Origin of the sequence: Kocuria tytonicola, from assembly GCF_003687455.1 — a bacterium.
Classification (GTDB): Bacteria; Actinomycetota; Actinomycetes; order Actinomycetales; family Micrococcaceae; genus Kocuria; species Kocuria tytonicola.
The window spans coordinates 29608-53983 of sequence record NZ_PHOA01000003.1 but is presented as its reverse complement, the minus strand read 5'-3'; the positions used below and the strand labels follow the sequence as shown (position 1 = coordinate 53983).

Annotated in this window: 17 protein-coding genes and 1 tRNA gene; 8 read left to right on the top strand and 10 right to left on the bottom strand. The window is 72.1% G+C overall.

The window, feature by feature from the left end:
- Positions 1–8: 8 nt before the first annotated feature.
- The 3 genes from CWC38_RS00970 to aceE all read right to left on the bottom strand — a co-directional run bounded on the left by CWC38_RS00970 (position 9) and on the right by aceE (position 5133).
- Positions 9–920, bottom strand: coding sequence for an ACP S-malonyltransferase (locus CWC38_RS00970; RefSeq protein WP_121844985.1), 912 nt, complete (start codon positions 918–920; stop codon positions 9–11).
- Between the two features lie 91 nt (positions 921–1011).
- A complete protein-coding gene (locus CWC38_RS00965; protein ID WP_121845005.1) occupies positions 1012–2247 on the bottom strand; it encodes a PucR family transcriptional regulator in 1236 nt (411 codons plus the stop codon).
- 147 nt (positions 2248–2394) lie between these two features.
- The gene (aceE, locus tag CWC38_RS00960) at positions 2395–5133 is read right to left on the bottom strand and encodes a pyruvate dehydrogenase (acetyl-transferring), homodimeric type (protein WP_121844984.1); all 2739 of its coding nucleotides are present in this window, start codon (positions 5131–5133) and stop codon (positions 2395–2397) included.
- Positions 5134–5483: 350 nt separating this feature from the next.
- Between aceE and CWC38_RS00955 the strand changes: the two genes are divergently transcribed.
- Genes CWC38_RS00955 through CWC38_RS00945 form a run of 3 tightly spaced genes read left to right on the top strand, consistent with a single transcriptional unit; the run spans position 5484 to position 7309 of the window.
- A complete protein-coding gene (locus CWC38_RS00955) occupies positions 5484–5900 on the top strand; it encodes a DUF3052 domain-containing protein (protein ID WP_121844983.1) in 417 nt (138 codons plus the stop codon).
- Positions 5901–5940: 40 nt separating this feature from the next.
- On the top strand, positions 5941–6402 hold the full coding sequence (locus CWC38_RS00950) for a redoxin domain-containing protein (protein ID WP_121844982.1): 462 nt from the start codon (positions 5941–5943) through the stop codon (positions 6400–6402).
- Between the two features lies 1 nt (position 6403).
- Complete coding sequence (locus CWC38_RS00945; protein WP_121844981.1) at positions 6404–7309, top strand: Sir2 family NAD-dependent protein deacetylase; 906 nt, start codon at positions 6404–6406, stop codon at positions 7307–7309.
- A 367-nt stretch (positions 7310–7676) separates the two neighbouring features.
- On the opposite strand, the gene ppgK is transcribed toward CWC38_RS00945, so the two are convergent.
- Positions 7677–8510 carry a polyphosphate--glucose phosphotransferase gene (gene ppgK / locus CWC38_RS00940; RefSeq protein WP_121844980.1) on the bottom strand — a complete coding sequence of 278 codons (834 nt, stop codon included), beginning with the start codon at positions 8508–8510 and terminating at the stop codon, positions 7677–7679.
- Positions 8511–8625: 115 nt separating this feature from the next.
- A complete protein-coding gene (gene map / locus CWC38_RS00935) occupies positions 8626–9522 on the bottom strand; it encodes a type I methionyl aminopeptidase (protein WP_121844979.1) in 897 nt (298 codons plus the stop codon).
- Between the two features lie 176 nt (positions 9523–9698).
- On the opposite strand from map, the gene CWC38_RS00930 reads away from it, so the two are divergent.
- Positions 9699–9875 carry an SPOR domain-containing protein gene (locus CWC38_RS00930; protein ID WP_121844978.1) on the top strand — a complete coding sequence of 59 codons (177 nt, stop codon included), beginning with the start codon at positions 9699–9701 and terminating at the stop codon, positions 9873–9875.
- Between the two features lie 78 nt (positions 9876–9953).
- On the opposite strand, the gene panB is transcribed toward CWC38_RS00930, so the two are convergent.
- Entirely contained in the window at positions 9954–10805 is an 852-nt protein-coding gene (gene panB, locus CWC38_RS00925) for a 3-methyl-2-oxobutanoate hydroxymethyltransferase (protein WP_121844977.1), read from the bottom strand.
- 189 nt (positions 10806–10994) lie between these two features.
- Here panB and CWC38_RS00920 point away from each other — a divergent pair, with 189 nt between their 5' ends.
- Complete coding sequence (locus CWC38_RS00920; protein ID WP_121844976.1) at positions 10995–12338, top strand: glutamine synthetase family protein; 1344 nt, start codon at positions 10995–10997, stop codon at positions 12336–12338.
- A complete protein-coding gene (locus CWC38_RS00915) occupies positions 12339–15419 on the top strand; it encodes a bifunctional [glutamine synthetase] adenylyltransferase/[glutamine synthetase]-adenylyl-L-tyrosine phosphorylase (RefSeq protein ID WP_240624974.1) in 3081 nt (1026 codons plus the stop codon).
- A 90-nt stretch (positions 15420–15509) separates the two neighbouring features.
- Here CWC38_RS00915 and CWC38_RS00910 read toward each other — a convergent pair whose 3' ends face one another.
- Together CWC38_RS00910 and CWC38_RS00905 are read right to left on the bottom strand one after the other, a co-directional pair.
- Positions 15510–16097 carry a DUF2231 domain-containing protein gene (locus CWC38_RS00910; RefSeq protein ID WP_240624973.1) on the bottom strand — a complete coding sequence of 196 codons (588 nt, stop codon included), beginning with the start codon at positions 16095–16097 and terminating at the stop codon, positions 15510–15512.
- Positions 16098–16301: 204 nt separating this feature from the next.
- Positions 16302–16374, bottom strand: a tRNA-Arg gene (locus CWC38_RS00905).
- Between the two features lie 257 nt (positions 16375–16631).
- On the opposite strand from CWC38_RS00905, the gene CWC38_RS00900 reads away from it, so the two are divergent.
- Positions 16632–17399 carry a single-stranded DNA-binding protein gene (locus CWC38_RS00900; protein WP_121844974.1) on the top strand — a complete coding sequence of 256 codons (768 nt, stop codon included), beginning with the start codon at positions 16632–16634 and terminating at the stop codon, positions 17397–17399.
- A 123-nt stretch (positions 17400–17522) separates the two neighbouring features.
- Positions 17523–19205 carry an energy-dependent translational throttle protein EttA gene (ettA, locus tag CWC38_RS00895; RefSeq protein WP_121844973.1) on the top strand — a complete coding sequence of 561 codons (1683 nt, stop codon included), beginning with the start codon at positions 17523–17525 and terminating at the stop codon, positions 19203–19205.
- An 88-nt stretch (positions 19206–19293) separates the two neighbouring features.
- Here the strand turns inward: ettA and CWC38_RS00890 are convergent, their stop codons facing one another.
- Together CWC38_RS00890 and CWC38_RS00885 are read right to left on the bottom strand one after the other, a co-directional pair.
- Positions 19294–22371, bottom strand: coding sequence for a GNAT family N-acetyltransferase (locus tag CWC38_RS00890; protein WP_240624972.1), 3078 nt, complete (start codon positions 22369–22371; stop codon positions 19294–19296).
- The gene (locus tag CWC38_RS00885; RefSeq protein WP_240624971.1) at positions 22368–24365 is read right to left on the bottom strand and encodes an IucA/IucC family protein; all 1998 of its coding nucleotides are present in this window, start codon (positions 24363–24365) and stop codon (positions 22368–22370) included. The genes CWC38_RS00890 and CWC38_RS00885 overlap by 4 nt, the downstream gene beginning before the upstream one ends.
- Between the last annotated feature and the right edge of the window lie 11 nt (positions 24366–24376).

Here is a 24376-nt window from a genome sequence, read left to right as displayed (position 1 = left end):
GCACCTGCTCAGCTCAGCGTACTCCGCACGCCCTCGAGGTCCTGCGGAGTGTTGACGGCCACGGCGGGAACGCCCTTGAGACCGCGCTTGGCGAGGCCCACCAGCGTGCCGGCGGGCGGCAGCTCCAGGACCCGCTCCACACCCATCGCAGTGAGCGTCTGCATGCAGGCGTCCCACCGGACGGGGCGGCACACCTGGTCCACGAGGGACTCCAGGGCGGCCTGGCCGCTGGTGACGGGCGCGCCGTCGAAGTTGCTGAGCAGCGGCTGCGCGGGATCCTCCGGGGACAGCTCGGGAACGAGGTCACGCAAGGGCTGCAGCGCCGGTGCCATGTGCTCCGTGTGGAACGCCCCGGCCACCTTGAGCCGGATGACCTTGGCACGAGCGGGCGGGTTCTCGGCGAGGGCGTCCAGCTGCTCGAGGGTCCCGGCGGCGACCACCTGGCCGCCCCCGTTGGCGTTCGCCGCCGTGGCTCCCACGGCGGCGATGGCGGCGGCGACGTCGTCCTCCTTGCCGCCGAGCACGGCGGCCATGCCCGTGGGGGTCGCGGCGGCGGCGCGGGCCATCTCGGTGGCGCGCACCCGCACGAAGCGCATGGCGTCCTCCTCGCTGAGCACCCCCGCCAGTGCGGCGGCGGTGATCTCGCCCACCGAGTGCCCGGCGTGGACCACGTCCTCGCGGCCCTCGAGCACGGGGGCCAGCAGTCGGCCCGCGAGCAGGCCCGCGGCCACGATGAGCGGCTGGGCCACCGCTGTGTCCTTGATGGTCTCCTCGTCCGCCTCGGTGCCGTAGTGCGCGAGGTCGAGCCCGGCGGCGTCGGAGAGCCGCGCGAGGTGCTCGGGCACACCGGGGACGGTGAGCCACTCGGTGAGGAATCCTGGCTTCTGTGACCCCTGGCCGGGGCAGACGAGTGCAATCACCCGACCATTCCACCAAGTCGACCGGGGCGTGCGGACCAGCCGAGATCACCAAGCCGGGAGACCTGATTTGTGGCTTCTCTACAAGTCGATGTCACTCGGTGGCGTGCAGGCGGCCCGCGAGCACCGCGCAGTGCAGCACGAATGCGTCCCGGGGCAGCAGGGGGTCCCACCCGGTGATGTCGCTGACGCGGCGCAGCCGGTAGCGCACCGTGTTGGCGTGGACGAACAGCTCCCGTGCCGTCGCCTCCAGGGAGTGGCCCACACCGAGGTAGGTGCTCAGGGTGTCCACCAGACCGGTGGAGGACGCGGCCAGCGGCTGCCACACGGCCTCGACCATGGCCTGCACCGCGAGCGGGTCGCCGTTGACAGCCCGCTCGGGCCACAGGTCCTCCGAGCAGACCGGGCGCGGAGCCTGCGGCCAGGCCGACGCCGCACGGAGACCGGCGTTGGCGCGGTCCGCCGAGTGCCTGGCCTCGAAGACGGAACTCACGGCGGGGCCGTGCACCACGGGGCCGTCACCGCAGACGGCAGCGAGCCGCTCCAGGGAACGCTCCCGGTCCCTGAGCCCGCCCAGGATGAGCACCAGCCGGTCGGTCTGAATGGTCACGAGGCACTCCGCGGCGTGGCGCGCGACCACGCGACGGATCCGTTCGACCCCCGCGGGGCCGGTGGTCGCGGGTGCGGCGCCCACCATGACGGTCACGTCCCCCTCGTCCGTCCAGCCCAGGGCGGAGACCCGGGAGCGCAGCGAGTCGGAGTGGTCGCCCCGCAGGATCCCGTCCACCACGAGGGACTCGAGCCGGGCGTCCCAGGAGCCGCGGTTCTCCGCCGCCCTGGCGTAGACGTCCGCGGCGGCGAACGCCACCTCCCGGGAGAACCGGAGAACGGCCTCGCGCAGGGCCACCTCGTCGTTGTGCTGGGCGAGTTCGGGGACCTTCTCCTCGACCACGTCCACGACGATCCGCAGCACTTGCAGCGCGTTCTGCAGAGTGATGGACCGGGTCAGCTCGGTGGGAGCCTGCCGGAAGATCTCGGTGAGCACCCACACGGGTTCCTGGGGGTTCTCGTACCAGCGTACGAAGGAGGCGATGCCGCGCTGGGCCAGCAGGCCCAGTTCCGAGCGCTCGTCCGCCCGCAGCCCCTCGAACCACGGGAGGGACGTGCTCAGCCGTTGCACCGCCACGGTGGAGACCTGCCCGAGGTTCGCCGTCAGGTTCTCCAGGGTGCGGGGATGGGGGGTGCCCTGCTGCCGGCTGCGCAGGGACCACGCGCCCCGGCGCGAAGGGCGTGGCTTGCGGGGGGCGGACCCTGAGGCGTCGGTGGGCATGAGACGAGGGTAGTCGATCTCCATTCCTGCGCCCCCGGGGCTGGTCCTGGGCCGTCACCGTCCCCGAGTCGGCGCTGAACGGACGAGCGCCCCGCCCCGGGAGTCCGGGGGCGGGGCGCTCATGGTGCCGCGGTCTGGTGCCCGGTGCTACGCGTCGCCACCGGCGTTTCCCGAGGTTCCGGCCCCGGGGTTCGCCAGCTCGTAGCGGGTGAGCGCCTCTGCGGGGGCGGACCAGTCCACCTCGCCGCGCTTGGCGAGCATCTCCAGGGTGCGGACCACCATGGAGTGCGCGTCGATGGTGAAGAACCGGCGCGCACCGGCGCGGGTGTCGGCGAAGCCGAACCCGTCCGCACCGAGGGACGCCCAGTCGTTCGGCACGTACTGCCGCACGGAGTCCGGCAGCTGTGCGGCGTAGTCGCTCGTGGCGACCACGGGACCCGTGGCGCCGGCCAGCGCCTGGGTGATGAAGGGCGTGCGGGCGCCGGACTCGGGGTCCATGAAGGCGTCCTGCTCGGCGGCCATGGCGTCACGGCGAAGGTTGGTCCACGAGGTCACGGACCAGACGTCCGCTGAGACGCCCCACTCCTCGGCCAGGATCTTCTGGGCCTCGAGCGCCCACGGAACGCCGACGCCGGAGGCCAGCAGCTGCGCGCGCGGGCCCTCGGTCTCGGCCGGCTTGAGCAGGTAGATGCCGTTGATGATGCCGTCGACGTCCACGTTCTCCGGCTCGGCCGGCTGGTGGATCGGCTCGTTGTACACCGTGAGGTAGTACATGACGTTGTGGTCCTCGTCGCCCGTGCCGTACATGTGCTCGATGCCGCGCTTGACGATGTGCGCGATCTCGTAGCCGTAGGCGGGGTCGTAGTGGATCACGGCGGGGGTGGTCGCGGCCAGCAACGGGGAGTGCCCGTCCGCGTGCTGCAGGCCCTCTCCGGTGAGCGTGGTGCGCCCGGCGGTCGCGCCGATCACGAAGCCGCGCGCCATCTGGTCCGCGGCAGCCCAGAACTCGTCACCCGTGCGTTGGAACCCGAACATCGAGTAGAAGATGTAGAACGGGATCATCGTCTCGCCGTGCGTGGCGTAGGAGGTGCCGGCGGCGGTGAACGCGGCGGTGGCACCGGCCTCGTTGATCCCGGGGTGCAGGATGACGCCCTGAGCCGACTCCTTGTAGGCCAGCATGAGTTCGCGGTCCACGGAGAGGTAGTTCTGCCCGTTCGGGTTGTAGATCTTGGAGGTGGGGAAGAACGAGTCCATGCCGAACGTGCGCGCCTCGTCCGGGACGATCGGCACGATGCGGTGGCCGAAGTCCTTCTCGCGCATCAGGTCCTTGAGGATGCGCACGAACGCCATGGTGGTCGCGGCCAGCTGCTTGCCCGAGCCCTTCTTGCCGGACGCGTAGGCGCGCTCGGAGGGGAGGGTGATCTCCTTCTGGGCGTGCGGCCGGTCCGGGACGAAGCCGCCGAGCTCCTTGCGCCGCTCCAGCATGTACTTGATCTCGGGGGAGTCCGCACCCGGGTGGTAGTACGGCGCGTTGTAGAGGTCCGCCTCCAGCTGCTCGTCCGTGATGGGGATGCGCAGGTGGTCACGGAAGGCCTTGAGGTCCTCCAGCGTGAGCTTCTTCATCTGGTGGGTGGCGTTGCGGGCCTCGAAGTGCGGGCCCAGGCCGTAGCCCTTGATGCCCTGCGCCAGGATCACAGTGGGCTGGCCCGTGTGCTCCAGTGCGGCCTTGTACGCCGCGTAGACCTTGTTGTAGTCGTGGGCGCCGCGCTTGAGGTTCCAGATCTGCTCGTCGGTGTAGTCGGCCACGAGCTCCTTGGTGGCCGCCGAGCGCGCGAAGAAGTGGTCGCGCACGAAACCGCCGGACTCCGCCTTGAAGGTCTGGTAGTCGCCGTCGAGGGTCTCGTTCATGATCCGGACCAGCTCGCCGGTGTGGTCCGCCTCGAGCAGGGCGTCCCACTCGCGCCCCCACACGACCTTGATGACGTTCCAGCCGGCGCCGCGGAAGAACGCCTCGAGCTCCTGGATGATCTTGCCGTTGCCGCGCACGGGCCCGTCGAGGCGCTGCAGGTTGCAGTTGACCACGAAGGTGAGGTTGTCCAGCTTGTCGTTGGCGGCCAGCTGGAGCACGCCGCGCGACTCCGGCTCGTCCATCTCGCCGTCGCCCAGGAAGGCCCACACGTGCTGCTGGGAGGTGTCCTTGATGCCGCGGTTGTGCAGGTAGCGGTTGAACTGCGCCTGGTAGACCGCGTTCATGGGGCCGATGCCCATGGAGACCGTGGGGAACTGCCAGAAGTCGGGGAGGGAGCGCGGGTGCGGGTAGGAGGGCAGCCCGTTCGGGGCCTTGGTCTTCTCCTGCCGGAAGCCGTCCAGCTGCTCCTCGGTCAGGCGCCCCTCGAGGTAGGCGCGCGCGTAGTTTCCGGGGGAGGAGTGGCCCTGGAAGAACACCTGGTCACCGCCGCCCGGGTGCTCGGGACCGCGGAAGAAGTGGTTCAGGCCCACTTCGTAGAGCGTGGCCACGCCGGCGTAGGACGAGATGTGCCCGCCCACGCCCACGCCGGGGCGCTGGGCGCGGTGCACCATCACGGCCGCGTTCCAGCGCAGGAAGGCGCGGTAGCGGCGCTCGATCTCCTCGTCACCGGGGAACTCCGGCTCCTGGTCCACCGGGATCGTGTTCACGTAGTCGGACGTGGTCACCATGGGCACGCCCACGGAGTGGGTGCCCGCGTGCTGCAGGAGGGCGCGCATGATGTACTGCGCCCGAGCGGTGCCCTGCGCCTGGATCAGGGCGTCGAAGGACTCGATCCACTCCCGGGTCTCATCCGCGTCCGCGTCCTGCAGGTTGTTCGTCAGGCCACTGAGGATGTGGTGATTGCTGTCAGAAGACACGTGAACCTCTCTATCGTCAGCTCCGTGTCGCGGGATCCCCGGGGCGGAGCGGTGTGCCAGGCGACGGGCCGTTCGGAGTCGAACGCGGTTCCCATCGTCCTCTCATCGTGTCACAGGCTACGGCGCGGGGGATCGCGGCGACAGGGTTCTGCGCGTCACACCGCGCGGCACCCCGGTGTCACACGCCACGGCAATGCCGCGGCGGTCCGCCTGTTGGCTTGAACGTGCGGCTAAAGCAGTGTTGTCTTTATTACGCACCGTCGGCGGACCCGCCACGGTGAGTTTGAGTCCGACCCACCGACCGGTGGCCACCGGCACTCACGCGACCCGGCTTGAGAAGGAGAGACACGGTGAGCGAGGCGAAAGCCCCCGAGGAGAGCATTGCGGAGCAGCTGAACCTGAAGGACGGCGACTACGTCCAGGAGTTCGGCTACGACGACGACGTCGATGCGGACCTGCGGGAGCGGATCGAAGCCGCCATCGGCTCGGAGCTCTTCGACGAGGAAGCGCAGGAGGTCGTGGACGCCGTGGTGCTGTGGTGGCGCGACGGCGACGGCGACCTCGTGGACGAGCTCGTGGACGTCCAGACCACCCTCGACGACGGTGGTGTGGTCTGGCTGCTGACCCCCAAGGCCGGGCGGGAGGACCACGTCTCACCCGCTGACGTGCAGGACGCCGCCTCCACGGCCGGGCTCCACGTGACGAGCGCGGCCCGGGTGTCCTCCGACTGGTCCGTCTCCCGACTGGCCCCCAAGCGCAACTTCTGATTCCGAGCCGCGCGGCGCACTCGTCGCGGAAGAGGACACCATGACCGACACCGGATCCACCGCCCCGGACTTCCGTCTCCCGAACCGGGAGGGTGAGAGCCGCACCCTGTCGCAGTACCGGGGGGCGCCGGCGGTGCTCGTGTTCTTCCCGTTCGCGTTCTCACCGATCTGCACCGACGAGCTGTGCCACCTGCAGGACCACACGGACACCTTCGAGGAGTTCGGGGCCCGGGTGCTGTGCATCTCCACCGACAGCCACTACGCCCTGGACGCCTTCGCCCGGCAGGAGTCCTACGACTTCGAGATGCTCTCCGACCACTGGCCCCACGGGGAGGTGGCGCGCGCATACGGTGTGTTCGACGAGCAGGAGGGCTGTGCGCGCCGCCACACCGTCACGGTGGACGCCTCCGGCATCGTGCGGGACGTCAGCTCCGCGGACATGACCGAGGCGCGGGAGTGGGACCGGCTGCGCGGCGTGCTCGAGAACCTCCCCCGCCCCTGACATGCCCATCAGGGTGATCCGCGCCGGCTACGGTGCGCCGGTGGAGCCGGGACTCTTCCCGGATCCCGCCGCCCTGGACGCCAGCTCCGGCCTGCGTCCCGTGCACGAGCTGCTGGTGGGCCGCCGCATCGTCGTACTGACCGGCGCGGGCGTGAGCACCTCCTCCGGGATCCCGGACTACCGCGGTCCCGGCTCCAGGCCGCGCAACCCCATGACGTACCAGGACTTCATGGGCAGCGTGGAGAACCGGCGGCACTACTGGGCGCGCAACCAGTACGGCTGGCACTTCGTGGCCCGGGCGCAGCCCTCCGCGGCTCCCACGGCGCTGGCCGCGCTCGAGGCCCGCGGCGTGGTGGACGGGATCATCACCCAGAACATCGACACGCTCCACCAGAAGGCCGGCTCCCTGGCAGTCGTGGACCTGCACGGCACCTACGCCTGGGTGGTGTGCACCGCGTGCGGTTCGCGCTTCCCCCGCGGGGAGGTCTCGCGGTACCTGGACGAGCTGAACCCCGGCTTCTACGACGGCATGGACTCCGGGGCGGAGATCGAGTACGCGCCGGACGCCGACGCCACGGTGGAGCACACCGGGGGCTTCCGGGTGTGGGACTGCCCCGTGTGCCAGGGGGTCCTGAAACCGGACGTGGTGTTCTTCGGGGAGAACGCGTCCGGCCTCAACGTGGCACTGGCCCGGCGGATGGTCTCCCGCGCGGGGGCGCTCCTGGTGGCGGGCAGCTCACTCACCGTGAACTCGGGACGGCGCTTCGTGCGCCAGGCCGCGCGGGAGGACATCCCCGTGGTCATCGTCAACCACGGCGTCACGGGAGGCGACTCGCTGGCCACGCTCAAGGTGGATGCGCCCGTGGGGGAGTTCCTGACGTCCCTCACCGGGCTCCTCGCGCGGTGACACCGGTGCTTGCCCCCGGGGCCGGGAGGTCATAGACTCGTCAGCACGAGACCCCGAGGGTCTGCGGAGGGGAAGCCGCGGACATCATCGGGGTCTCGCTCATTTCTGCCCTGCTCAGGTCCGTCTCGCTCGTGGCCGATGGCTCCCCGCCGTTGGTGAGCCGAGGACGACGAACGGCCCCCGACTCCGTGTGGAGCCGGGGGCCGTTCCCTATCCGTGACGAGGAGCCCCGGTACCGGTCGTGCCACCGAGCACGGCCGACGACTGCGCCGACCCGAAGACCGTGCCGAACGGTCGTCGGACGGCCGTGACAGGCATGGAAGGTCACCGAGCCCGGGGCGGCGTCGTCCGGCGTGCGCGGCGCAGGTCAGTCGATCGGGTCGATGACCGGCTTCGCGGCCTGCGCGTCGCGGCACTGCTGCGCCCACAGCGCGGCACCCACGATGCCGGCGTTGTTGCGCAGGGCCGCGATCTCCACCGGCGTGCGCAGCTCGAGGTAGGGCAGGAACTTCTCCGAGTTCTTGGACACGCCCCCGCCGATCACGAACAGGGACGGGGAGAACAGGAACTCCACGTGGGAGAAGTAGCGCTGCAACCGTTTGGTGGCCCACTTCTTCCACGGCAGCTGCTCGCGCTCTCGGGCCGCGGCCGAAGCCCGGGTCTCGGCGTCGTGGCCGTCGATCTCCAGATGACCCAGCTCGGCGTTGGGCACGAGCTGGCCGTTGAGGATCATGGCGGAGCCGATGCCGGTGCCGAGGGTGATGACCATGACCAGACCCTCCTTGCCCCTGCCCGCCCCGTAGTGGGCTTCCGCGAGCCCGGCGCCGTCGGCGTCGTTGAGGGCCTCGACCTCGCGGCCGAGCGTCTCGCTCATCAGGGCGTCCACGTCCGTGTTGATCCAGGACTTGTCCACGTTCGCCGCGGACAGGGCCACGCCGTTCTTGATGATGGCCGGGAACACGATGCCCACGTGGCTGTCCGGCTCCGGAGCCTCCGGACGGGACTGCAGCTCGTCCACGATCTGCCTGACCACGCCCGCCACGGCCGCGGGTGTGGCGGGCTGCGGCGTGGGGATGCGGAAGCGCTCGCCCACGAGCTGACCGGTGGAGAGGTCCACGATCCCGCCCTTGGTGCCGGTGCCACCGATGTCGATTCCAATGCCGTACTGCGAGACGACACCCTGCGGAGTCCCTGAGCTCATGAACGGTCCCTTCGGTTCACGGTCTTTCGCTGTGCCGGGGCGGTGGATGGTCCTGACCGGCCCCCCTGTCCCCGAGTTTACGGCCACGGTGCCGCGGATCACGGGAGGACGAGGATCACGGGAGAGTGAGGATCTCCACGCCGTCCTCGGTGACCACCATGGTGTGCTCGTACTGCGCGGTGCGCAGGCGGTCGTGCGTGGTGATGGTCCAGTCGTCGTCCCACTGGTCCCACGCGATCGTCCCGAGGGTGAGCATGGGTTCAATGGTGAAGATCATGCCCGGAACCATCTCGGTGCTGTAGGACGGGGCGGCGTCGTAGTGCGGCACGATCAGCCCGGTGTGGAACTCCCGGCCCACGCCGTGGCCCGTGAAGTCCCGCACCACGCCATAGCCGAAGCGCTTGGCGTACTTCTCGATGACGCGCCCGATCACGTTGATCTCCCGGCCGGGACGCACCGCCTTGATGGCCCGGTTGGTGGCCTCCAGGGTGCGCTCCACGAGCAGCCGGGAGTCCTCGTCCACGTCCCCCACCAGGAACATGGCGTTGGTGTCGCCGTGCATCCCGTTCTTGTAGGCGGTCACGTCCAGGTTGATGATGTCCCCGTCCTCCAGCACCGTGGAGTCCGGGATCCCGTGGCAGATCACCTCGTTGAGCGAGGTGCAGATGGACTTGGGGAACCCGCGGTACTCCAGGCAGGAGGGGTAGGCCCCGTGGTCGCACATGTACTCGTGGGCGATCCGGTCCAGCTCGTCCGTGGTCACCCCCGGCCTGGCCTCCGCGCCCGCGGCCTGCAGCGCCCGGGCCGCGATCTGCCCGGCCTCGCGCACGAGCTCGATCTCCTCGGGGGTGTAGACGTTCGAGGCACTGCCCTCGTCCGGCTCCAGGCGCCCCACGTACTCCGGGCGCTCGATCTCCCGCGGCACGGGGCGCAGGGGCGAGAGCGTGCCTGGGCGCAGTGCGCCGGTCGGGGCGGTGGATCCGGGGGCGGGTGCGAGGTTGTGGCTGGTCACGATGGGTCGATGCCTCCTGCGGCGGTCGAGCGGTGTGTCCCGGGGCGTGGCAGCACTCCGGACAGCTGATTCACCAACTAGCCTAAGCCTTGGGTCCCGGGCCCGTTCCGTCCGGGTGTTCGCACCCCGCGTCCCCGCGGGCAGACGGCGCCGCGCGCCGGGAAGAGAGGCATCACATGGCCGAGTACTGGTACAACCTCTACACCAAGCAGGTCGAGGAGGGCGCCCAGGACGACTACCGCAAGCTCATGGGCCCCTACGCCACTCGCGAGGAAGCGGCACGAGCCCTGGAGCACGCGGCGGAGAACACCAAGCGCTGGGACGACGAGGACACCGCGTTCAAGGGCGACTGACGCGCCGGCGTGAGGGGGCGGCGTCGTGCTCCGGCGCTGCCTGCGCAGGCGGGGGTGGACGGGCCGGGCGGAGCCGGGCTAGCCGCGGTAGGAGTGCTCCTCCGCGGGGAAGGCTCCCGAGCGGACGTCCGCCACGTACGCGGACACGGCCTCCGAGGCGAGCTCCGCGAGCTGCGCGTACTGCTTGACGAAGCGCGGCATGGGCCCGGTGCGCAGCCCCAGCATGTCCTGCCACACGAGTACCTGGCCGGTGGTCACGTCTCCCGCGCCGATGCCCACGGTGGGGACGTCGAGCGCGTCCTCCACCGCGGCGGCCGCGTCCGCCGAGACCATCTCGAGCAGCACTGCGAAGCAGCCGGCGTCCTGCATGGCCCGGGCGTCGTCGAGCAGCTGCTGGGCCGCGGCCCCCCGCCCCTGGATGCGGAACCCGCCCAGGGCGTGCTCGGACTGCGGCGTGAAGCCCACGTGGCCCATCACCGGGATGCCCGCGCGCACCACGGCCGCCACGTGCTCGGCGAGGTCCGCGCGCGCCTCGATCTTCACGGCATGCGCTCCGGACTCCTTCATGATCCTCACGGCGCTGCGCACCGCCTGGGCCGGGGACTCCTCGTAGCTGCCGAAGGGCAGGTCCACGAGCACCATGGCGCGTTGCGCGCCGCGGGCAACGGCCGCGGCGAGGGTGGTCATGTGCTCCAGTGTGACGGGCAGCGTGGAGTCGTGGCCCAGCACCGTGTTGCCCAGGGAGTCGCCCACGAGCAGGATGTCCACACCCGCGCGGTCGAAGATCCCGGCGGTGAGCACGTCGTAGCTCGTGAGCATCGAGAACTTCTCGCCCGCGTCCTTGGCGCGCTGCAGGTGCACCGTGCGCACGCGTTGGACGTCGGCCAGGGAGGGCGCTGCGGGGGTGCCGTGGGGTTGGGAGTCGCTCATTCCTCCAGCGTACCGGCCCGTCCGACGACGCCGCCCGGCCGGCAGGGTGGCTCATCCGCCCGCCCCGCCGGGCCCCTCTGCGTGTCTCCGCGGGCCGATAGAGTGGGCCGTGGCTCCGCGCGGTGCATGCGCCGGCGGGGAGCCCCTGAGACACAGTGCAGCACCCTTCGAAGAATCCGAGGTGGACCCGTGGACCGTCAGCAGGAGTTCGTGCTCCGAACCATCGAGGACCGGGACGTCCGGTTCGTCCGGCTCTGGTTCACGGACGTGGTGGGCACGCTGAAGTCCATCGCCCTGGCGCCGGCGGAGGTGGAGGCCGCGTTCGAGGAGGGTCTCGGCTTCGACGGCTCCTCGATCGAGGGCCTGTCCCGCGTGTTCGAGTCCGACATGCTGCTGCAGCCGGACCCCTCCACGTTCCAGCTCCTGCCGTGGCGGGGCGAGGAGGAGCCCACCTCCCGGATGTTCTGCGACCTGAAGACCCCGGACGGCGAGCCCTCCGCGGCGGATCCGCGGGGCGTCCTCAAGCGGGTGCTCGCCAAGGCCTCGGACATGGGGTTCACGTGCTACACGGCCCCGGAGATCGAGTTCTACCTGCTGCGCTCGCCCGAGCTGGACCCCCGCACCGGAGAGCCGGTGCCCGTGGACTACGAGGGCTACTTCGACCACGTGCCGGGCGGTGTGGTCCAGGACTTCCGCCGCCGCGCCGTGAGCATGCTCGAGGCCGTGGGGATCTCCGTGGAGTTCTCCCACCACGAGGCCGGGCCCGGGCAGAACGAGATCGACCTGCGCTACGCGGACGCGCTGCAGACCGCGGACAACATCATGACGTTCCGCACGGTGATCCGCGAGGTGGCCCTGTCCCAGGGGATCTACGCCACGTTCATGCCCAAGCCCTTCTCACGCCACCCCGGGTCCGGCATGCACACCCACTTCTCCCTGTTCGAGGGGGACACCAACGCCTTCTACGAGGCCGGGGCGGAGTTCCGGCTCTCCGACACCGGACGGCACTTCATCGCGGGGCTGCTGCGCCACGCCCCGGAGTTCACGTCCGTGACCAACCAGTTCGTGAACTCGTACAAGCGGCTGTGGGCCGGGGACGAGGCCCCCTCCTACATGTCCTGGGGCCACAACAACCGCTCCGCGCTGGTGCGGGTGCCCCTCTACAAGCCGGACAAGGTGCAGTCCTCGCGGATCGAGTACCGCGGCATCGACTCCGCCACCAACCCGTACCTCTCCTACGCCGCGCTGATCGGGGCGGGGCTCAAGGGCATCGAGAACGAGTACGAGCTGCCCCCGGTGGAGATGGACGACGTCTTCTCCATGAGCAGCGCCGAGCGCCGGGCGGTGGGTCACCAGCCGCTGCCCTCGAGCCTGCACGACGCGATCGGGCTCACGGAGGAGTCCGAGTTCATGGCCGAGCTGCTGGGCGAGCAGGTCTTCGAGTACTTCCTGCGCAACAAGCGCCGCGACTGGGACCAGTACCGCCAGGAGGTCTCCCCGTACGAGCTGCGCACCAACCTGGGCATCCTGTAGGTGGGGCGGGGGAGCGCCACGGAGGGCACCGCCAAGGAGCGCGCGGAGAAGATCTCCGCCAAGGAGCTGATCGGCATCGGCTTCGCGGACGTCACGAACGCCCGCCGCTGGCTCGGCTTCCCGGAACTCGACGACGTCGCCCTGCCCGCGCTGCTCGACGGCCTCCGCCACGCGGCGTCGCCGGACGTGGCCCTGCAGCTGATCGTGCGGCTCAGTGAGCAGCACCCGGACGTGGCGCGCCGGGTCAACGGCGATCCCGCGGACTCCGAGACCATGTTCCGGCTGCTCGGGGCCTCCGAGGCCCTGGGGGAGTTCCTGATCCGCGCCCCCGAGAACCTGGACCTGCTGGAGCTGCGGCCCGAGGACCACCCCGGTGCGGACCAGCCGGAGTTCCTGCGGAGGGCCCTGCTGGAGTCCGTGGGCGCGGACCCGGAGGCGGAGACCCCGGTGGCCGCAGTGACCGGCCAGGACGCGCACAGGGCGTTGCGGATCGCCTACCGCCGCGGTCTGGCGCGCGTGGCGGCGCGGGACGTGGGTGCGGTGGACCCCGTGGAGTACCTGCCGGCGGTGGGCAGACAGCTCGCGGACCTCGCGGGGGCGGCCCTGGAGGCGGGGCTCGCCGTGGCCCGGGCGCAGGCCCACGAGCGCTGGGCACCCGCTCTCGTGGACCAGGTGCGGCTCGCGGTGATCGGCATGGGCAAGTGCGGCGCACGCGAGCTGAACTACATCTCGGACGTGGACGTGGTCTACGTGGTGGAGACCCGCGCCGCGGAGTCCGGGGAGGTGCCGGACGAGAACCTGGCCACGGAGATCGCCACCGAGCTCGCGCACCTGACGGCCCAGGCCATGATGGCCACGGGTCCCGAGCCCGCCCTGTGGGAGGTGGACGCGAACCTGCGGCCCGAGGGCAAGGACGGACCGCTGGTGCGCACCCTGGACTCCCACGTGCGCTACTACAAGCGGTGGGCGAAGTCCTGGGAGTTCCAGGCGCTGCTCAAGGCCCGCTGCGTGGCCGGGGACCGCGAGCTGGGGGAGCGCTACGAGGACGCCGTCGCACCGTTCATCTGGTCCTCCGCCGAGCGCGAGGGCTTCGTGGAGTCCGTCCAGGCCATGCGGCGTCGTGTCACGGAGAACATCCCTCAGGAGGACCGGGACCGGCAGATCAAGCTGGGCCCGGGAGGGCTGCGGGACGTGGAGTTCACCGTGCAGCTGCTGCAGCTCGTGCACGGGCGCGGTGACGAGACCGTGCGCACGCGCGCCACCACGGACTCCCTCACCGCCCTGTCCTCGGGCGGGTACATCGGACGAAAGGACGCCGAGGAGTTCGGGCGCAACTACCGGTGGCTGCGGCTGCTGGAGCACCGCATCCAGCTCTTCCGGCTGCGCCGCACCCACCTGATGCCGCGGGACGAGCGGGAGCTGGCCGTGGTCGCCCGCTCGGTGGACGGTGCCTCCGAGGGGACGCACCCCACGGCCGAGAAGCTCGTGCAGGAGTGGACCGGGGTCAAGCGCACCGTGCGCTCCATGCACGAGCGGATCTTCTACCGTCCCATGCTCGCGGCGCTGGCCAACGCCCCCGCGGACACCACGCTCACCACGGACTCCGCCCGGGACCGCCTCGCAGCACTCGGCTACCAGGACACGAAGGCGGCCATGCGCCACATCGAGGCGCTGTCCCGCGGGGTCAGCCGGCGCGCCGAGATCCTGCGCACGCTGCTGCCCGTGCTGCTGGGCTGGCTGGCCGAGGGCGTGGACCCGGATGCCGGGCTGCTCAACCTGCGCCGGGTGTGCGAGTCCCTGGGGACCACTCCGTGGTTCCTGCGCCTGCTGCGGGACTCCAACGCGGCCGCCGAGCGGCTGTGCCACATCCTGTCCAGCTCCCGCTACGTCTCGGACCTGCTGGAGGTCTCCCCGGAGGCCACCGCGTGGCTCGGTGACGACTCCCAGCTGGCCACCCGCAGCCTCGAGGACCTCGGGGTGGAGATGTGCTCGCAGCTCACCCGTCACCGGGACCCCGCGGAGGCCATCCGGGCCGTGCGTCAGATCCGGCGGCGCGAGCAGCTGCGGATCGCGCTCGCGGACACGAGCGGCGTCGCCGACGTGGAACGAACCGTGGCGGGGCTCTCGGACGTGGACCAGGCCACGGTCATGGCCGCGCTGCACCTCGCACGCAAGGGGTACGAGGCGGAGCACGAGGGGCCCGTGCCCGCGGAGGTCCTGGTGATCGCCATGGGGCGCCAGGGCGGACGGGAGATCGGCTTCGGCTCGGACGCGGACGTGATGTACGCCTACGAACCCGTGGAAGGGGCGGAGCCGCGAGAGGCGCAGGCCGCGGCCGAGGACGTCCTGGCACGCATGGTCAAGCTGCTCAAGCAGCCCTGCACCCCGCCCGTCGTGGCCGAGCGGGTGCTGGAGATCGACAACGACCTCCGGCCCGAGGGCCGCTCCGGGGCCAAGGTGCGCTCCGTGGCCTCGTACGCCGAGTACTACGAGCGCTGGGGGGAGACCTGGGAGGCGCAGGCCCTCACCCGGGCGCGCTACATGGCCGGTTCCGAGCACGTCGCCCACGCGTTCTTCCGCGTGGCGGACCGGCACCGGTACCCCGCCGAGTTCACCGACCGCCAGCTCGTGGACATCCGCCGCATGAAGGCCCGGGTGGAGAGCGAGCGCATGCCGCGCGGCGCGGACCCGCTGCGCCAGGTCAAGCTGGGCCGCGGCGGGCTCTCGGACGTGGAGTGGCTCGTGCAGCTGCTGCAGCTGCGCCACGCGCACGAGGTCCCCGAGCTGCGCACCACGTCCACGCTGGCGGCCCTGCACGCGGCCGTGGCCGCGGATCTCGTGGGTCCCGAGGACGCCGCCGTGCTGGAGCACGCCTGGAAGCTCGCCACGGACATCCGCAACGGCAACGTGCTGCGCTCGGGCCGTGCCTCGGACTCGGTGCCCTCGCGGCGCGCCGACCTGGAGGCCGTGGCGCGGTGGATCGGCTACGACCCCGGTTCCGCCACGCAGCTGGAGGAGGACTACCTGCGGATCACCCGGCAGTCCCGTTCGGTGTTCGAGCGGCTGTTCTACGGTCGCTGAGCGCATGCTCCCCGGCACGGAGGCGCGGCTGCGCGCGGCGGTCGCGGACGACGTCGCCCGCGTCCGTGCGCTCCCGGGCGGCAGACCCGGTCAGGGGCGGCCGTTGGTGCCGTCCTCGAAGGCGGCGTCGCGTGATCCCACCTGACGGGACACCGAGAGGTGCCCGCCCAGGTAACCCCCCAGTCCCGCGGCGGTCATGCCGCCCAGCGAGAGGGCGCGCCCCAGGCCGTGACGACCCGAGCGACGGGCGAGCCAGGACGCGGCGTGCAGCGCCGTGGCCGCGCCGTTGGCCCCGGCGTGGACCACGGTCACCCGCTTGTCGCGCAGCTGCAGCCCCGAGTACTCGGCCCACCCGGTGAGAGCCGAGGGCCCCGCGGAGAGAACGCCCACGCCGGTGAGCAGGCGCGCGGCGCCCCTGCCGTCCCGACCCCCCACGGCGTCCAGGACGAGGGCGCTCAGCCACGTGCCCATCGGCACCTGGACGAGCAGCGGGTGCACAGCGTGGCCGAGACGCTTGCCGCGCAGCAGGTCCCGGATGGACGCGCTGCCCGTGACCACGGAGGACAGGGTGTCCGCAGCGCTCACCAGGGAGTCCAGGGCCCCGGCGTTCTCCAGGGCGCGCATGGGCGGGGTGAGGAAGCTCTCGGGGGAGGCGTGGGTGTGCTGTGATGCAGTCATGGAGGGTGCCTCTCGTCGCGGACGGTACGAGATCATCCTGGCACCGCGCCACGCCCCGGACCACCACCCCTCCAGATGCGGCGGGGGCCGTGAACGCAGTGGAGGCGTCACCGGGCGGCCCAGCGCGCGGAGCGAGTGCGGACGGGAAAATGGCCCCCTCTCCACCAGGCCGTGTTGCTGACACTCCGGCCAGGTATGTTGCGGTGCCCCAGGAGGGAGTCGAACCCCCGACCAAGAGATTAGAAGGCTCCTGCTCTATCCACTGAGCTACTGGGGCGTGCTGCGGGCAACGAGACCCTACTTTAGCAACGCCGCAGCGCCGTCCGATGCGCGCGCCCGTGCGGAGCGCCCTCCCCAGCTCCGAGCACGACGGCGCCCGGTCGGCCGTTCTCCCCAGTTCCGTCCGCCGTCGGGCACCCGGGCGCGGGGCACAGCACAGTGGGAGCACCCCGTACCGGGGCACATTTCTCGCCCGCTGTGAACGGCCTCGGGGCCGCAGACCGGAACCGGGCGAGCACGAACGAGGAGCACTCCATGAGCGAGCACATCACCCTTCGCGGATTCGTGGGCAAGGACCCGGAATCCCACCTCTTCGAGGACGGCACCATGGTGGCCCGGTTCCGTCTGGCCACCACGTCCCGGCGCTTCGACGCCGCCACGAACGCATGGCACGACACCAGCACGAACTGGTACACGGTCCGCTGCTTCCGGTCCCTGGCCATGCACGTCATGGCCAGCGTGCGCTGCGGGCACCCCGTGGTGGTCACCGGCAAGCTGGGCATCAACGAGTGGCAGTCGGAGAACGGGCCCCGCACCGTGGTGCAGGTGGACGCGGCCGCGGTGGGTCACGATCTGAGCTTCGGCACCGCCAACTTCTCCCGCTCCAGTGGGCGGGCCCAGCGCCAGGACGCGCAGGACGGCGGTACCCACGAGGGCACCCGGACCGGCGGCGGGTCGAACCCGGAGGCGCGGGGGACCGGCGCCACCCGGGACGGCGGCGGCACCGGCCCCGGGGAGGGGCAGGGCCGCGCCGGCACCGAACCGGGGGAGGACCGCTACCGGGACGCACAGGCACTGGGCCTCGCGGAAGAGGGATTCGTGGACCTGGAGTCCGGGGCGGTCCTGGCTGTGGCCCGGGACGACGACACGTTCCGCGATCCGACCGGGGGCACACGCGAGCGCGGGACCGCGAACGGGGATCCCGGGCGTTCGTGTGAGGACGCGGCCGGTACGGACGCGGATGGCGGGGACGCGGACCAGGAGGCGGCCAAAGACCGGGCACCGGCGGTGGCGTCCCACTGAGCGTGCACCGTGGCGCCCGCTCCGGGCGGGGGCGCGTGGCACCCGGAAGCACGCCCCCGTTCCGGCCCGGACGTGCCCGGAGGGTGGCTCGGAGCGGGGCGGCGGCGCGGTAGCCTGGAGGGCATGGCGGAATTTATCTACACCATGAACAAGGCCCGCAAGAAAGTGGGCGACAAAGTCATCCTGGACGACGTCACCATGTCGTTCTTCCCGGGCGCCAAGATCGGCGTCGTGGGCCCGAACGGCGCGGGCAAGTCGACCATCCTGAAGATCATGGCAGGGCTGGACCAGCCCTCCAACGGCGAGGCGCGGCTGAGCCCCGGCTACTCCGTGGGCATCCTGCTGCAGGAGCCCCCGCTGAACGAGGACAAGACCGTTCTCGGCAACGTGGAGGAGGGCGTGGGCGAGATCAAGGCCAAGCTCGACCGCTTCAACGAGATCTCCGCGGAAATGGCCGAGCCGGACGCGGACTTCGACGCCCTCATGGAGGAGATGGGCAAGCTGCAGGAGGAGATCGACGCCGCGAACGCGTGGGATCTCGACTCCCAGCTGGAACAGGCCATGGACGCCCTGCGCTGCCCGCCGCCGGACGCGGACGTGAAGGTGCTCTCCGGTGGTGAGCGCCGCCGTGTGGCCCTGTGCAAGCTGCTGCTGGAGAAGCCGGACCTGCTGCTGCTGGACGAGCCCACCAACCACCTGGACGCCGAGTCCGTGCTGTGGCTCGAGCAGCACCTGGCGAGCTACCCCGGTGCCGTGCTGGCCGTGACCCACGACCGGTACTTCCTGGACCACGTCGCGGAGTGGATCTGCGAGGTGGACCGTGGGCGCCTGTACCCCTACGAGGGCAACTACTCCACGTACCTCGACACCAAGGCCAAGCGCATGGAGGTCCAGGGCAAGAAGGACGCCAAGCAGGCCAAGCGTCTGAAGGACGAGCTGGAGTGGGTGCGCTCCAACGCGAAGGGCCGCCAGACCAAGTCCAAGTCCCGTCTGGCCCGCTACGAGGAGATGGCTGCGGAGGCCGAGAAGACCCGGAAGCTGGACTTCGAGGAGATCCAGATCCCGCCGGGACCCCGCCTGGGCAACCAGGTGATCGAGGCCAGCAACCTGCAGAAGGGCTTCGGGGACCGCTCGCTCATCAACGGTCTCTCGTTCTCCCTGCCCCGCAACGGCATCGTGGGCGTGATCGGTCCCAACGGCGTGGGCAAGTCCACGCTGTTCAAGACCATCGTGGGTCTCGAGGAGCTGGACGGCGGCGAGCTCAAGGTGGGCGACTCCGTGGAGATCTCCTACGTGGACCAGAACCGCTCCAACCTGGACCCGGAGAAGACCCTGTGGGAGGTCGTCTCGGACGGGCTCGACTACATCAACGTGGGCAAGGTGGAGATGCCGTCCCGCGCGTACGTCTCCGCGTTCGGCTTCAAGGGTCCGGACCAGCAGAAGAAGGCGGGAGTGCTCTCCGGTGGTGAGCGCAACCGCCTGAATCTGGCGCTGACCCTCAAGCAGGGCGGCAACCTGCTCCTGCTGGACGAGCCCACCAACGACCTCGACGTCGAGACCCTCGGCTCCCTGGAGAACGCGCTGCTGGACTTCCCGGGCTGCGCCGTGGTGGTCTCCCACGACCGCTGGTTCCTGGACCGCGTGGCCACCCACATCCTCGCGTGGGAGGGCACCGAGGAGAACCCGGACACCTGGTACTGGTTCGAGGGCAACTTCGACGCCTACGAGGAGAACAAGGTGGAGCGCCTCGGCGCGGAGGCCGCCCGCCCCCGCCGTCTGACCCACCGCCGCCTCACGCGCGACTGACCTCGGATCCGTCCGAGTACCCCGACGCCCCCGGCCACCGACAGCACGTCGGCGACCGGGGGCGTCGTCGTCCCGGGGCACCCCCTGCTCAGCCGCGGCCCTCCGGCGGGGTGGCGGGCACGCGCAGGAACGCGAGCCGCCCGGTCTTGCCCGGCAGCTCGACGGCGGGTCTCAGCTCGAAGCCCATGGCGACGGCACGGGAGAGGGCCCGCTCGTTGGACACGTCCGGCTCGGCGACGATCCGTCGCGTGCTCCCGTGGCGGGCAATCTGCCCCAACGCCGCCCGACCGAGGGCCGCCGTGAGCCCGGGCCGCCGACGCCGCACGGGAGCCAGCAGCACGTGGATCCCGAGGTCCCCGGGCTCCACCCGGTAGAGCGCGCCCACGGGATCGGCGTGCGGCTCGTAGCTCTGGAACAGGCCCACGGGCTCGCCGTCCAGCTCGAGGAGCCACGCGTGGTGGGTGGGTGAGGCCTCCAGGTACGTGTAGATCTCCTGCACCTCCCGGACGCTCAGCCCGTTCATCCCCCAGAATCGTGCGCGCGGCGCGCTGACCCACTCGTGCAGCAGTGCGGCGTCGCGCGCTGGGTTCACAGGGCGCAGCGCGGCACGCGGGGCCTCGCTCTCTCCGTCACCCGTGGGCTCCAGGGGACCCAGGTCCAGCACGGCACCCGTGGGCCCCACCGCACCCGCCGGGACCCACGGCAGAGCGTGGTCCAACTCGCCGCGGGCCCACCGCGCGAGCGGGCTCCCGCCCCGGGCAGGGGTCTCGGCGGAGGTCGACCCGGCTTCCGGGGTCCCGGACAGCGGGTGCCCGGCGAACGACGACCCGACGTCCGGGGCACCGGAACGCGGGTGCCCGTCCGCGCGGCCCGGCAGGATGGGGGCCGGCGCGCTGGCGGCCGGTGCTTCGGGGGTCTGCGCGCCGACGTCCGCAACGCCGGGAACGGGAACGCCGGGGGACTCGCGGCCGTCCCCCACGGAGGCGCTGGCCCTCCGATCCACCGGATCGGGGGTGATCCACCACGACGCCGCCGGGTCCGCGAGGTCCCACAGCACCCGCGCCGCGGGCACCCGCAGGCACGCGGGCCCCGTACCGGGCACGGTTCCGGTGGCGAGCAGGCAGTCGGTGTCCCCGCCCACGGGCACCGGGTCCACGGCCGTGGCGGCGGGCTCGCCGCGCCACGGGGTGAAGGCGTGCAGCGTTCCCCACGCGGGCAGCACCTGACCACCCGCCGCGAGGTGATCCTCGGCCACCCGCTCGAGGGCGACCAGTGCGCAGGTCGTGACGTCCACACCGAGCGCGGGGCCGCGGCGGAGGACGTTCTCCACCGCGAGCCCCACACGCCCCGGGCCGTGCAGGAACGGGTCCCACACCGCGGGCATGCCGGTGGGCCCGGTCAGGGCACGGAGCTCCGTGCCGGCCACGAGCTCGCGCACGAACGCATCGCGCCACACGGCGAACCACGAGGCCCCGGTGGACTCCGCGGCCATGCTCCCGTCCCACGAGAGCAGCCGGGCACGCACCCACGACGCCGCATGGGACAGCCGGGGTGGTCGCCCGTCATCGGACGTGGTCCCTGCGCCCGGGCGCCGTGCCGGAGTGGACGCCTCCCCGGAACTCGAGGCCGCGCCCGGGCCCGCATCCAGTATTGGGTCCGCAGCCGGTGCTGGGCCGGAAGCCGGTGTCGGAGCGGGCCCACCTGCCGGGTGCGTGGCACCCCTTCCAGTCTCCGGGGCGGCCGACGCCGATCCCGGAGCGGGCTCTGCAAACAGGGACCTCAACAGTCCGGGCCAGTGCGGGGCGGCGGTGTCCAGCTGCGCGGCGGCCAGGTCCTCCAGGGTCACGGTGCCGTGCCGGTCCACCGCGTGCCGGAGCAGTGCGGTGGCGCGCTGCGCCCGGTGCGGGGACGCGCACGCCAGCCGGGCCGCCGATCCGCCGGGGGAGGAAGGCCGCTGGTTGGCGCGCACCGTGATCTCCCGCAGCTCGCGGCGCGGCTCGTGCTCCCCGAGGAACGCCCCGACCACGGCGTGGCGGCACGCTCCCTCGCCGTCCGCCGCGAGCAGGTCGTTGCACGGCACCGCCCAGCCGGTGAAGGCGTCCAGCACGTCATCCGCGGTGCGCGCCAGCAGGGTCTCCCGGCATGCCGCGAGCGCCCGCGCGGTGTCCGGCACGGGGGCGGGGGTCACCACGGTGACGGTCGCGCGGTCGCCGGCCGCGGCGTCGTCGAGGGCGTTCTGATCCGCCCCGGTGCCGGGGAGCACGAAGCCCGCCGCGCAGCGCCACACGGAGCACGGTCGCTCCACGCCGTCCCCCGCCCGCAGCACCGTGCGGTGCCGTTCGAGGGGCTCGCCCGTGTCCGCCACGCGCCACGCACCGGCCCGGTGCTCCAGGGCCACGTCCGTGACCGTCTCGGTGACCGTCATGGCAGCGGTGATGGCCCACGCCGCGGACTCGGTGCGCCCGAAGTGGGGCACCCCCGGCAGACCGACGAGCGCAAGCCCCCGCACCCGCAGGCCCGGCGCGGACAGGCACACCGGCTGGTACGGTCCGGACTCCTCCACGATCCGGTGCGGGTCCGCCGCGAGCAGGGGCGCGCCGCTGGCGGAGAGGTGACCGGGCACGAGCCACGCGTTGGACCCGGCGGCCGCCGGGGACTCGGCGTCCAGCACGGGAACCCACGCCTCGCCCAGGGTGGCGCGCACGCGGCGTCGCCACAGCTGCTCGGGCAGGCTGCCCGTGAGCAGGTGGGCGTCCAGGTGCACGGCGACCGGGGTCCACGGGTCCCACGGCCGGACGGGAGTGTCCGCCACCCCGGCCGCGCGGGCTTGGGGGGTCTCAACCCACACCTCGGCCAGCGCCTCGCTCATCCCGCGGGCGTAGGCCGCGAAGAACGCGCGGTCCTCGGGCGACGACGCCTCCCACCAGCGCCGCGCGGTGCCCACCACGTCCACCGCGAGACTCAGCTGATCGGCGTCGAGGGCGTCCGGGCCCACGAGCTCCGCGGAGCGCGCCTCGGCCCGGCGTCGCAGGACCTCCGCGTACCAGGCGCGGTCCACCCCGGTGACGTACCCGTGGCCGTGGGCGAGCGCGGTGAGGTCCTCGGCCTGCACGTGGGGCACCCCGTGGGGGTCGCGGAACAGCTGCCAGCCGGCTCCCGCGCTCACCGTGCGCCGTCCCGGAACGTGGCCAGCGGGTTCTCCAGCCGCCCCGCGTAGGTGAGGGACGCGGACTGGTCCGTGAGGTCCACCATCTGCTGGGGGTTGCGCAGCTGCAGCCGGTTCAGGCACGAGTGGGCGAAGCTCTCCCGGAACAGGTCCAGCTCCCGCCAGTGCTGCGGGAACCGGGCACGGTGGGAGTCCAGCGCGCGGGCGGCGAGCGCCCAGAACTGGGTCTCGTCCAGCACGCCCGTGGTGTGCAGCAGCACCGCGAGGTGGCGCAGCACGCCGTCCAGGACGTCCGTGTGGATGGACAGCTCCCGCTCCTCGGGCTCGGTCACCGCGCGGATCCGCTCGATGCCCTCCGGCAGGGGGCGCTCGCTGAGCACCGCGACCTCCTCGCCCAGGTCCTTCCAGAACGCCCCCACGGGCAGTCCGTCCCGCAGCCGCAGGATGACGTTCTCGCTGTGGGGCATCAGGGCGATGTCCTGGGACAGCAGCAGGTGCGCCACCGGCACCAGGTACACGTCCAGCAGGGCGGCCACCCACTCGGCGGGGGAGACACCGGAGCGTTCGATCCACGCCCCGGCCAGGGGGCGGCCCTCCCGGTCCGTGTGCAGCACCCCGGCGAGGCTCGCGGCGTGCTCGTCCGGTGCCAGCAGGGCCACGGGGGACTCCCGCCACAGGGCCGCGAGCTGCTTGGTGTGGTCCGAGCGGAGCCCGCTGCGGTGGTGCGCGTCCCCGGTGTAGCCCACCGCGGCGTGCTCCCGCAGCACGCGGATGCCGCTGCCGCTCAGCAGCTCGTCCGCGGACACGATCTCGTGCAGCCAGTCGCTGATCGCGGGCATCGTGGCCATGTACGCGGGGGAGAGCCCGCGCAGGAAGCCCATGCTGTGCACCCCGATGGCGGTCTTGGCGTAGTCCCGCCGCGGGTCGGTGACGTCCAGGAACGTGCGCAGGGACTGCTGCGCCCGCCACGCGTGCTCGCCCTGACCCACCAGCACGAGGTCCCGGCGCAGCACGTCCGGGAGCATCCCCGGCAGGATGCGGTGCTCCCACTGCCACGGGTGCACCGGGACCACCGTGTACTCGTCCGGGTTCTCGCCGACCGCGCGCACGGCGGCACGGAAGCGTTCGAGCTCCGTCTGCGTGAGGTGGCGCTCCAGGTGCTCGGCGTCCGTGAGGTGCCCGCCCAGGGACACCGCGCACAGGCTCCGGCGCGCCGCGAGCCACGTGAGCGGCGTCGGCTCCGCGGCCTCCGGCGCCCAGGCGTGCTGCTCGGCGGCGCCCATGCCCACACGCCCGGAACTCGCGACGAACCCGGGGTGGCCACGGTCCAGGAAGCGCTCCACGTCCGCGAGGTCCGCGTGCGCGAGCTCCGCCGCGGTGGGGGCGGGAGCGGCGCGGCGCTGGGCCATGGAGAACATGGTCGCCGAGAGGTCCTCCAGGTACAGGGGCAGCATCTCGTCACTGAGCCCCAGCACGTCCCGCAGGTCCAGCACGGCCTGCTGGGCGTCCGGCTCGCGGTCCGCGGACCCGGGGACGATGCGCCGCACCGACGCCGGGTCCACCTCCCAGTGCTCCAGCGGGTGGCGCGTGGCCTCGAAGTACCAGCACGGTGCTCCCGTGCCGTCCGCCACGGTCCAGCCCGCGCCCGAGCGCTCGGGGCGCAGCATGCGCTCGTGGCTGAACTCGGAGAACATCTTGGCCAGCACGTCCCGTTCCAGGGCCCGCGCGGTCTGGCGGTCCAGCGCGGGTGCGGGGGTGGGCCGCACAGCGGACGACGACGCACGGTCACCGCCCGCGGGTTCGTTGCTCGCAGGGCGCTGACGCGGCGCCTCGGCCCCGGAGGGGTCCATGACGGCGCCGCGCATGTGGTGGGCGTTCGCGGTCGCGCGTTGTCCGTCCGTCTCGACGGCGTTGTCCTCGCCGGTCGTCCCGCCGGGCTGCGGGGGCTTCGCCGCGCCCGAGGTCGAGGCGGCGGAACCGGATGCGGAGGGCACGTGGGCGGTGC